Annotated in this window: 1 protein-coding gene; it reads right to left on the reverse strand. The window is 46.1% G+C overall.

What is annotated here, in order from left to right; translation table 11 throughout:
* A partial coding sequence (locus R7R24_RS27880) for a class I SAM-dependent methyltransferase (RefSeq protein WP_318120312.1) occupies positions 1–635 on the reverse strand: 635 nt, incomplete at both ends.

A 635-nucleotide genomic window follows, 5' to 3' on the forward strand; every position in this document is an offset into this window, starting at 1 on the left:
CCATGATAACCACATCAAACTGAGTACCTTGGTCACGGTATTCACGAAGCAGTTTAAATACATCTGCGTTTAAGAAAACAGCGCGCTTTTTCGAGATATCAAACTCGTTCAGCTCTGCATTGTATTTTGCTGTGTCCAATGCTGGCTGAGACACATCCGCATTAATTACGCGTTTTGCGCCGCCTTTCAGTGCGTAAAGACCAAAGCCACCTGTGTAAGAGAAGCAGTTAAGAACTTCTTTATCTTTAACGTACTTCATTGCTTGTTGACGACTGTCGCGCTGGTCTAGGTAGAAGCCCGTTTTATGTCCCCCTACAATGTCGACACTGATTTTTACGCCGTTTTCTTCGATGACGACAGATTTTGGAGGCACTTCACCGTGCAATACGCCAGTGGTTTCTTTCAAACCTTCTTTCTTACGTACTGCTACGTCAGAGCGTTCGTAGACATTGCAATCAGGGAAGCATTCAACCAATGCATCTACAATCGCTTGCTTGTTGTATTCTGCGCCTGCGCTGAGCAATTGACATACGAAGAAGTTTTGGTAGCGGTCAATCGTCACGCCCGGCAAGCCGTCAGATTCAGCGGCGATGAGTCGGTAACCCGTTAAACCATCACGTTCAATCACGTCTTCA

Source organism: Vibrio sp. 704 (assembly GCF_033339295.1).